Origin of the sequence: Gemella sp. GH3 (assembly GCF_013415425.1) — a bacterium.
GTDB lineage: Bacteria > Bacillota > Bacilli > Staphylococcales > Gemellaceae > Gemelliphila.
The window spans coordinates 1-246 of the sequence record NZ_JACBYC010000002.1 but is presented as its reverse complement, the minus strand read 5'-3'; the positions used below and the strand labels follow the sequence as shown (position 1 = coordinate 246).

Sequence of the window (246 nt, the reverse complement as noted above, 5' to 3'; positions counted from 1 at the left end):
TACTGGATTTTCTGTTACTGTGTAATTTACTTCTTGTCCGTCTTTATATTTCGGCAAGTTTGTAAATTCGTAACTCCAGTTATCTTGCTCGCTTACTTCTTTACTTTGAACTAATTCTCCATTTGATAGTAAATTTACTGTGATGCTTGTTGGGCGTTTTCCATCTTGGTTATTATTATCTTCCCAAGCTTTTACTCCAGTAACTTGTGTATTTTCTGGCGTGTATTTGTTTGTTATGTTGTATCC

1 protein-coding gene is annotated in these 246 nt (G+C 34.1%); it reads right to left on the bottom strand.

Annotation, left to right across the window (positions count from 1 at the left end):
• Positions 1–246 (bottom strand): Cna B-type domain-containing protein (locus HZY83_RS00010; protein ID WP_179942081.1); only part of this gene is annotated, 246 nt, incomplete at both ends.